This window comes from Wolbachia endosymbiont of Drosophila barbarae, assembly GCF_044752445.1.
In the GTDB taxonomy this organism is placed as follows: Bacteria; Pseudomonadota; Alphaproteobacteria; order Rickettsiales; family Anaplasmataceae; genus Wolbachia; species Wolbachia pipientis.
Genome location: NZ_JBIXJM010000252.1, coordinates 4550 through 13750, shown reverse-complemented (window position 1 = coordinate 13750; position 9201 = coordinate 4550). Strand labels below are relative to the sequence as shown.

Sequence of the window (9201 nt, the reverse complement as noted above, 5' to 3'; positions counted from 1 at the left end):
CTCACTAATCCGGCTAAAATTCAAGAATTTCAATGCTTTAGCTATTTTCAATAGAATTAAATTTATTAATGTAAATAATAAATTACTATTCTTAAATTTGATCATATTGATTGCAAAAAAACAAGATTTTGAATAGGTTACTTATAATCCTAACTATAGTTAGCCTTTCATAAGTAGCGATGCAACAAAGCCCACTGGAATCCAGAAATTTTGCTTATAACTGAGCTGATGAGCTAAAGGTAGTTGTCTTACGCTAAAACAAACGTTTTTAATTAAGTTGCATAGAAGCTGGATCCCAGTGTCTGGGCACTGGGATGACACCCCACTGGTGGGAATTGCTCCCAAACTACAACGTTCGTACAGTTGTGTGTGTCTTCCCATGGAGATTGCTCTCAAATCATAATGCTCATGCAGTTGCATGCTCGACTAATTAACAGAAAAATCTATAATTCAGTTTACGTATTTTCTTATCTCAGCCAAAATCTTATCAGATTGACTTTCGTCTGAATTTAAATCAGCTGCAAAGTGTGTAGCATATTTTCCTCCAGGGCCAATAAGGTACATTATTGAAGAATGGTTGATTTCTTCTTCTCCACCAACTTTGCTAGCATATACTTTATACTTTGCAATTACTTCGTCTATTTTTTCTCTTTCACCAGTTAACATTTGTATTCTGTGGTCAAATTGCTGCTGAAATTCTTTAAGTCTTTCCGTGCTATCGCGCTCAGGATCGACTGTGATGAAGAATGTTTGTAGCTTGTTGTTAGTTTTCTCATCTAACTTTGCAAGTGTTTCTGAAATTATTCCAAGGTTCATAGGGCAAATTCTTTTGCATGAGGAAAACCCAAAGAAAATCATCATGTATTTATCTTTAAAATCACTACTGCGCAAGATCTGTCCGTCCTGATTAATTAAAGAAAAATCTCCGCCTATCTTAACTTCTGCGTTGTGAATCGCTGCTGGGGCAAATATGCCTTTTTTAGTGAAATAACAATAACCTAAAAAAACAACTGCTAATGCTACTAGCATATTAGATAACAATCTTATAAACCTTACCATTAGGGTGCTCTCAGTAAAATTAAATTGTATCTTTATTGGTTGATCTATTCAATATATTTATTCCAAAGTGTATTGTTAATTTTGTCTAACAGTTTCTTATGTTCATCAATTTCTTCACTATTTGGTGAATGTTCTCTGGGAGTTAGATTACGCACTTTATGCTGAACGAATGTAGAGTTACTGTCCTGATTGCATTCATTATCAAACAGAAAGGTTTGTAACCCTCCTGTAAGTTCAACATATACCTTTGCAAGCAATTGAGCATCAACTAGTGCTCCGTGCAATTCTCTATTCTCTAGCGATATATCAAAACGCTTACATAATGCATTCAAAGAAGCAGGTGATCCTGCGAATTTTTTCCTCGCAAGAGGTAATGTATCTAGCACTCTATCTGAGGAAATTAACCCAGCATTCAGCTTGCTTAGCTCCATGTTAAGGAACTTAACATCGAATTCAGCGTTGTGAATTACCAAAATATCATTAGATATAAAGTCAAGAAATTCAAGTGCAACATCTGAAAATAATGGTTTATCTTCTAAAAATTCTTCACTAATACCGTGAATCTTAAACGAGTGATAAGGTATATCTCTTTCTGGGTTAAGGTACCGATGGAATACTTTACCTGTTGGAATACGATTAATTAATTCCACACACCCTATTTCAATAATTCGATGACCAGATTCAGTGTCAAGACCTGTCGTTTCAGTGTCAAGTACTATTTCGCGTAGCTTGCTTTCCATTTCAAATAAAACTCATCTTACTTATCATTTGTCTTATCGTTACTTGTCTTTTTATAGTGAATAGAAACAAGCAACCAGCTTGGGTCTGATGAATTAACATTTTTTTTGAATTGCCATACATCCTCAACTTTATTAATAGTGGATGTACTACCTGATATTGTATCTCCTTCATTGTTCTTAACGAAGTTAATTTGCTCTGAAAGGAAATATACTGCAATAAACACTGCGTTTTTTACTAGCTTTATTTCTAAAATCTTTTGTGAAACGATAGAAACAATTATAGACTCGTGCACCTCTTTACGATGTTTAATCTTCTCTGCAAAATTATCATATAAGTCTTTATCGAGAAGTGGTTTTAACTGAGACAAATTTCCTTGATTGAAACATTTTATTATTAATTCAAAAGCTATGCTTGAACCTTCTATAAAGTGGGAAATAGAAAAATCTTTGTTTTTTTTTAATATTTGTTTATAAGTAACTTTTATTGAATTTTCATCATTGCTATCAATGTAACCCTCAATGTTTTCTACTACATCTTCTCTACTTCGGCTTACATCCAATACATTAGTTAGCTTTTTTAGGTTGAGGTTGGCTGACCTTCCTAAAGAATTATACAAACGTGAAAAAATGAACGCCGCTAATAAAGCATATATTACAAGCTCTATCATAGTAACTCAACTCCTTGGCATATAAAGTATCCGAACATTATTAATTATTAATGAAAATATGTTTTTCATATCAACTTATAATCAGGTTTGCTATTCGTTTGTAAATGAATATATTATATAAGAAAGTATTAAATATCTCAACTTAATTAAAGGAGACGTAAGAAATGCCACAACAAAAAATGAGAATTCACGGTCAATATGTTAAAGATCTATCATTTGAGAATCCGAATTCGCCATTCCTTTCTTCTAGTAAAGCTCCAGATATTAATGTAATGGTTAATATCAATTCAGCAAAATTAGAAGGGACGAAAAACAAAGAAGAAGTGAATGAAGAAAAATCTTTTCATGAAATTACTTTGCATATAGAAGTCAAAGCAACGGTAAAAGATGAAGGCATAAAAGATGGTGTAGCTTTCATTTGTGAGACGAAATATTGTGGCATTTTTTCAATAGAAAATTTAAAAGAGTTGAGTGAGGAAGAGGTAAGACAAGCTTTGTTTATTGGCGGACCTACTTTTCTTTTTCCTTTTGCAAGAGAAATAATTGCAAGAGTTACAAGTAGTGGTGGATTTCCCCCACTGATGCTAGATCCGATAGATTTCGAAACTATGTATGAGCAGCAAGCTCAACAACAAAAAAGTAACGGCAGTAATTCCAATTTTAACTAATATAGTGTGATAGGATGAACAATTCTTTAAATGCAAAAACGACTTTAAACATTGACGGGAAGTCATACAACTATTTTAGCCTAAGTAGTGCTAGTGAATTTTTAGGAATAGATGTGACTAAATTGCCTTGCTCACTTAAGGTTCTGCTTGAAAGTTTATTGCGCAATGAAGATGGAGTGAACGTAAAGCTAGATGACATAAGAGTACTAGCAGACTGCGTTAATAAACACACTAATCACGAAATTAGCTATAAACCAGCAAGGGTGTTGATGCAAGATTTTACAGGGGTTCCTGCTGTTGTTGATCTAGCTTCAATGCGGGACTATGTTAAGAAAAATGGAGGAAACCCAAGCAATATAAATCCGTCTGTACCGGTTGATCTTGTGATTGACCATTCTGTTCAAGTAGATAGTTATGGAAGTGTTTCCGCATTCAGTAAGAATGTTGAGTTAGAAGTAAAAAGAAATTTGGAGAGATATCAATTTTTAAAGTGGGGAGAATCGTCCTTCACAAATTTTAGAGTAGTGCCGCCTGGCACAGGGATTTGCCACCAAGTGAATCTTGAATATTTAGCGCAAGTTGTGTGTAATAATGATGGAGTCATATATCCTGATACTTTAGTTGGTACTGACAGCCATACTACAATGGTTAACGGATTATCAGTTCTTGGTTGGGGTGTTGGAGGCATAGAAGCTGAGTCTGTGATGCTTGGTCAACCAATTAGTATGGTGATTCCAGAAGTAGTTGGATTTAAATTAATTGGCAGATTGTCGGAAGGAGTAACTGCGACCGATTTAGTGCTGACGGTTACCAATATCCTAAGAACAAAAGGCGTTGTTGGTAAGTTTGTAGAATTTTATGGTGATGGTTTAGATTATTTATCTTTGGCAGATAGAGCCACTATAGCAAACATGGCCCCGGAGTATGGCGCAACTTGTGGATTTTTTCCAATTGATCAAAAAACGCTAGATTATTTAAGCTTAACCGGAAGGCCAGAAAAGCTGATTAAGCTAGTTGAGGCTTATGCGAAAGAGCAAGGACTGTGGCGTAGTAGTGACGAGTTAGCATTTTTTGACACACTAGAGCTTGATTTATCAAGCGTGGAGCCAGTAATGGCTGGTCCCAAAAGACCACAAGATAAGGTTTTTCTTTCACAAGTGGCAGAGTCTTTTTCTAAATCATTTTTAGTTAATGAGTCAAAGGAAAGCGATAAACTCCAAGATGGAAGTGTAGTTAGTGCAGCAATAACAAGCTGCACTAATACTTCTAATCCAAGTGTGATGATTGCTGCAGGTCTTGTAGCTCGTAATGCAATTAAACTTGGATTAAAATCAAAGCCTTGGGTTAAAACTTCTCTTGCTCCAGGGTCACAAGTTGTAACAGAATATTTAGAAAAGTCTGGATTGCAGGTAGATCTAAATGCTTTGGGTTTTAATCTAGTTGGATATGGTTGCACAACTTGCATTGGGAATTCTGGTCCACTTAATAAAGATATAGAAGATGGCATTAAAAACAAAAACTTAACCGTTGCTGCAGTTTTATCTGGCAATCGTAACTTTGAAGGAAGAATTCATCCGTTAGTCAAAGCTAATTACTTGGCATCTCCGCCACTTGTTGTTGCATATGCACTTGCTGGTACTGTGCAAATTGATCTGACAAAAGATTCAATATGCAAAGATAAGAATGGAAATGATGTCTATCTCAAAGATATATGGCCAACAAACAATGAAATCGAAGATTGTGTTAAAAGTGTGGTAACACGTGAGATGTTCATACAAAAGTATAAGGATGTTTTTTCTGGTGATGAACATTGGCGAAAGATAAAGTGTGAAAAAAGTGAAATCTATAATTGGGATGCAAACAGCACTTACATACAAAATCCGCCTTATTTTGATAACTTATCACCTAAAAATAATAAAATCGATATAAAGGGTGCACAAATATTGGCAATGTTTGGCGATAGCATAACTACTGATCATATTTCCCCTGCGGGAAATATTGCCTCGAGTAGTCCTGCCGGTCTATATTTAAAAGGGCTTGGAATTGAACCACAGGATTTCAATTCATATGGGTCTCGCCGTGGTAATCACAATGTAATGATGCGTGGCACTTTTGCTAACATTAGAATAAAAAATGAAATGGTTAGCACCGAAGGTGGATATACAAAATATATTCCTTCTCAAGAAATTATGTCAATTTTTGATGCAGCAATGCGTTACAAGGAAAATAATGTACCTCTAATCATTGTTGCAGGAAAAGAATATGGCACAGGTTCAAGTAGGGATTGGGCAGCAAAGGGTACTTTATTGTTGGGGGTTAAAGTTGTCATTGCAGAAAGCTTTGAGCGTATACATAGGTCCAACTTAGTTGGTATGGGTGTTCTTCCACTTGTATTTCAAAATGGAATAACCAGAAAGATATTTGATGGTAGTAAGGTAATAAGCATAAAAGGTGAAATAGTGCCAGGTGGAAATCTAGAATGTATCATCAAAAGAAAGGATAATTCAAGGCAATCAATTCAACTCAAATGCTGTGTACAAACCGCAACTGAGACTAAATACTTGATGTGTGGTGGAGTGTTGAGCTACATACTTGCACAATCTTTTTGATTTAGTGAAGTTATTGCATGGACTTCTTTTAGCCAGCCCTGATCCCTTTGTAAATAGCAATTTGCTCTGCGCAAAGTTATGATATAATTTCACCATACATATGGTGTCGGAGTATTTTTTGGAGATAATTATATATGATAAGCTCTATACAAGAACCTAATGAACTCAGAAAACGTTTACAAGGATTTTATCGTACTGATGAAAAGAGTTATATACGTTATCTTGTAGAAAAAGCAGAGCTTTCGGCTGATTCAAAAAATAGAATTTATAATATTGCAAAACAAGTTATTGAAAAAATCAAACACAATAAATTAAGTATTGTAGATTCCTTTATGCAGCAATACTCGCTTTCCAATGATGAAGGAATAGCATTGATGTGCCTTGCTGAATCGCTACTTAGAATACCAGATGATTATACAATAGACGAGCTAATCAAAGATAAAATTGCCAATCAAGAATGGAGTAAATATTTAGGATATTCTTCTTCATTGTTCGTCAATGCTTCCACGTGGAGTTTAATGATAGGTAGCAGTATATTGAGAGATAATGAAGGCGATTCGAAGTTCTATTACGCAATTTCTAAGTTACTTAAGAATTTAGGAGAACCGATCATTCGCAAAGCAGTAAAACAAGCAATGTCTATGCTTGGTAATCATTTTGTTGTTGGAGAAACCATAGAAGAAGCTTTAAGGTACGCAAAACTAGATGACAATAGTAAGTTTTTATACTCTTTTGATATGCTTGGCGAAGCTGCTCACACAACTGAGGATGCAGAAGAGTATTTTAATTCATACATGCACTCAATAAAAGCTATAGGTGAATCCACTGAAATAAATGATTGTTTTAAATCCCATGGGATTTCAATCAAACTTTCTGCTTTACACCCACGTTATGAATTTAGTCAATTTGGCCGAATTGCTGGTGAGATATTCACTAAGGTTTTAGAGCTCTGCCGCGAGGCAAAAAAATACAACATTTCACTATGCATAGACGCAGAAGAAACAGAAAGGCTTGAAATTTCCTTAATCTTGTTTGAACAATTACGGCTTGATGAATCACTTTCTGAGTGGGAAGGGCTCGGCTTGGCTGTACAAGCATATCAGAAACGTGCTTTATCTGTTCTTGACTTTGTAGAGGATGTTGCTATTCGATCAAAGCACAAAATTATGGTGAGGCTTGTAAAAGGTGCATATTGGGATTCAGAAATCAAGTGTACGCAAGAATTGGGATTAAATGATTACTCAGTATTTACAAGAAAAAGCTATACTGACGTATCTTACCTCGTGTGCGCACAGAAACTTTTGAGTAAACCAAACAGCTTTTACCCATGCTTTGGAACTCATAACGTCTATACTTTTGCTTCTATCATGGAACTTGCTGATAAAAACCACCCTGGATTTGAATTTCAACGCTTACATGGAATGGCAAAAGACTTATATGATTATGCAATGTCAGAGCTTGCAACAAATGTTAGCTGTCGTGTCTACGCACCCGTTGGGGAACATAGTAACTTGTTGCCTTATCTTATAAGACGCCTTCTTGAAAATGGAGCTAATAGTTCGTTTGTTAATCAAATAAGTGATCCTAACGTTAAAATCGATGAGTTAATTTCAGATCCACTGGAAAAAGCTATAAATTTTAATTATGAACCTCATCCAGGCATTCCATTACCACAAGATATTTTGGGACCAGAAAGAAAAAATTCCTTGGGGATGGATATTAGTGATTCTGTGATAGTCTCACAATTTGCAGATGATATAAAGGGTTTTAGTGAAAAAAAGTGGCAAGTTGGACCAATAATTGATGGAAAAGCACTATTTGATAATGCTGAATTTATCGAAGTAGTGAATCCTGCACATTTGGAAAATGTAATTGGAGAAGTGTCAAGTGCAACAAGCGATCAAGCTTTAAACGCTCTTGAAATAGCACATAGTGCTTTTGCTAAGTGGCAGAATGTTTCAGCAGAAGAGCGCGCTAAATGCCTTGAAAAAGCTGCAGATTTGCTTGAGGAAAGGATGAAAGAGTTAATTTACATTCTGATTGTGGAAGCAGGAAAAATTTTATCCGATGCAATAGCAGAAGTAAGAGAGGCAATCGACTTTCTGCGTTATTATGCAATGATAGCAAAAAATGAACTGAGCGACTGGAAAAAATTGCCAGGGCCAACAGGTGAAGATAACTTCATCTTTTTTGAAGGCAGAGGAGTTTTCTTATGCATATCACCGTGGAATTTTCCGCTCGCTATCTTCATTGGGCAGGTTTCAGCTGCACTTGCAGCAGGTAATGCAGTGCTGGCAAAACCGGCAGAGCAAACGCCGATTATTGCCTATGAAGCTGTTAAGATACTACATGAAGCTGGGATATCAAAAAATGTGTTGCACCTCATTCCTGGGGATGGTGGATATTTAGGCAAAATATTAGTTCCAGACAATAGAATTTCCGGTGTAGCTTTTACTGGTTCAACACAAACCGCTCAAATAATTAATAGAATGCTTGCAAATAGGGATGGTCCTATTGTGCCATTTATTGCTGAAACTGGCGGATTAAATGCTATGATAGTTGATAGCTCTGCTCTTTTAGAGCAAGTGGCTATGGATGTTTTGCTTTCTGCGTTTCGTAGCAGTGGTCAACGCTGTTCTGCACTTAGAGTGCTGTTTATTCAAGAGGACATAGCAGAGAAGCAGATAAAAATGATATGCGGTGCAGCGCAAGAACTCAAGATTGGTGACCCAATACAACTTAGTACTGATATTGGTCCAATAATTGACAAAGCATCTATCGATATGCTCACTCAACATACGCAAAAAATGTCAGAGGATAAAGATTCAAATCTGTTATTTAAAGTACCCATGGATGCAAATTCTCATAATGGTTATTTCTTTCCTCCATATATTTATGAGATACAAAAAATTTCGCAATTAAAGCAAGGAGTATTTGGTCCTATTTTACATATCATACGTTTTAACAAGTCACAATTAAATGAAGTTATAAGTGATATAAATAGTACTGGATATGGGCTTACGTTTTCTTTGCAGAGCCGTATACAAAGTCAAATTGACACTATAAGTAAAAAAATATCAGTTGGAAATGTCTACATCAACCGTAACCAGATAGGTGCAGCAGTTGGGATACAACCATTTGGTGGTAGAGGACTATCTGGCACTGGGCCAAAAGCTGGTGGTCCTCATTATTTACAGCGTTTTTCTACAGAAAAAGTTGTAAGTGTTAACACTACAGCATTTGGTGGTAACACTACACTTATGTGTTTGGATTAATTTGCGGGCCCTAATTTTTCTTACCCCTAAACTAGACGTTCGTGCAGTTATGTACACAGCGCTAAAATCCGAAAAGGACCAGCTCATGCACTGAAATAAATCGTATCCGTTCAGCCAATGGCGTCAACTTAAGAACTTTCATTAGCAAACTCTCCTAAAGACATGATGGCGTTTAGGCTTAT

The 9201-nt window shown here is 35.8% G+C and carries 7 protein-coding genes; 3 read left to right on the top strand and 4 right to left on the bottom strand.

Annotation, left to right across the window (positions count from 1 at the left end):
* Positions 1–159: 159 nt before the first annotated feature.
* Genes ACIPNH_RS06655 through ACIPNH_RS06640 form a run of 4 tightly spaced genes read right to left on the bottom strand, consistent with a single transcriptional unit; the run spans position 160 to position 2467 of the window.
* Complete coding sequence (locus tag ACIPNH_RS06655) at positions 160–420, bottom strand: hypothetical protein (RefSeq protein WP_010962369.1); 261 nt, start codon at positions 418–420, stop codon at positions 160–162.
* Between the two features lie 30 nt (positions 421–450).
* The gene (locus tag ACIPNH_RS06650) at positions 451–1059 is read right to left on the bottom strand and encodes an SCO family protein (protein ID WP_400772362.1); all 609 of its coding nucleotides are present in this window, start codon (positions 1057–1059) and stop codon (positions 451–453) included.
* A 44-nt stretch (positions 1060–1103) separates the two neighbouring features.
* Positions 1104–1799: a DNA polymerase III subunit epsilon gene (dnaQ, locus tag ACIPNH_RS06645; RefSeq protein ID WP_064124802.1), complete on the bottom strand. Its 696-nt coding sequence runs from the start codon at positions 1797–1799 to the stop codon at positions 1104–1106.
* Between the two features lie 17 nt (positions 1800–1816).
* Positions 1817–2467 carry a Tim44/TimA family putative adaptor protein gene (locus ACIPNH_RS06640; protein ID WP_155968284.1) on the bottom strand — a complete coding sequence of 217 codons (651 nt, stop codon included), beginning with the start codon at positions 2465–2467 and terminating at the stop codon, positions 1817–1819.
* Between the two features lie 164 nt (positions 2468–2631).
* Between ACIPNH_RS06640 and secB the strand changes: the two genes are divergently transcribed.
* The 3 genes from secB to putA all read left to right on the top strand — a co-directional run bounded on the left by secB (position 2632) and on the right by putA (position 9019).
* Positions 2632–3135, top strand: coding sequence for a protein-export chaperone SecB (gene secB, locus ACIPNH_RS06635; RefSeq protein WP_400772359.1), 504 nt, complete (start codon positions 2632–2634; stop codon positions 3133–3135).
* Between the two features lie 14 nt (positions 3136–3149).
* Complete coding sequence (gene acnA / locus ACIPNH_RS06630) at positions 3150–5744, top strand: aconitate hydratase AcnA (protein WP_264723703.1); 2595 nt, start codon at positions 3150–3152, stop codon at positions 5742–5744.
* Between the two features lie 134 nt (positions 5745–5878).
* Positions 5879–9019 carry a bifunctional proline dehydrogenase/L-glutamate gamma-semialdehyde dehydrogenase PutA gene (gene putA / locus ACIPNH_RS06625; protein WP_400772356.1) on the top strand — a complete coding sequence of 1047 codons (3141 nt, stop codon included), beginning with the start codon at positions 5879–5881 and terminating at the stop codon, positions 9017–9019.
* Positions 9020–9201: the final 182 nt, after the last annotated feature.

Excerpts from the sequence above, each read along its gene's own strand:
- ACIPNH_RS06655 (WP_010962369.1), bottom strand. The coding sequence starts at position 420 with ATGCAACTGCATGAGCATTATGATTTGAGAGCAATCTCCATGGGAAGA.
- ACIPNH_RS06650 (WP_400772362.1), bottom strand. The coding sequence starts at position 1,059 with ATGGTAAGGTTTATAAGATTGTTATCTAATATGCTAGTAGCATTAGCA.
- dnaQ (WP_064124802.1), bottom strand. The coding sequence starts at position 1,799 with ATGGAAAGCAAGCTACGCGAAATAGTACTTGACACTGAAACGACAGGT.
- ACIPNH_RS06640 (WP_155968284.1), bottom strand. The coding sequence starts at position 2,467 with ATGATAGAGCTTGTAATATATGCTTTATTAGCGGCGTTCATTTTTTCA.
- secB (WP_400772359.1), top strand. The coding sequence starts at position 2,632 with ATGCCACAACAAAAAATGAGAATTCACGGTCAATATGTTAAAGATCTA.
- acnA (WP_264723703.1), top strand. The coding sequence starts at position 3,150 with ATGAACAATTCTTTAAATGCAAAAACGACTTTAAACATTGACGGGAAG.
- putA (WP_400772356.1), top strand. The coding sequence starts at position 5,879 with ATGATAAGCTCTATACAAGAACCTAATGAACTCAGAAAACGTTTACAA.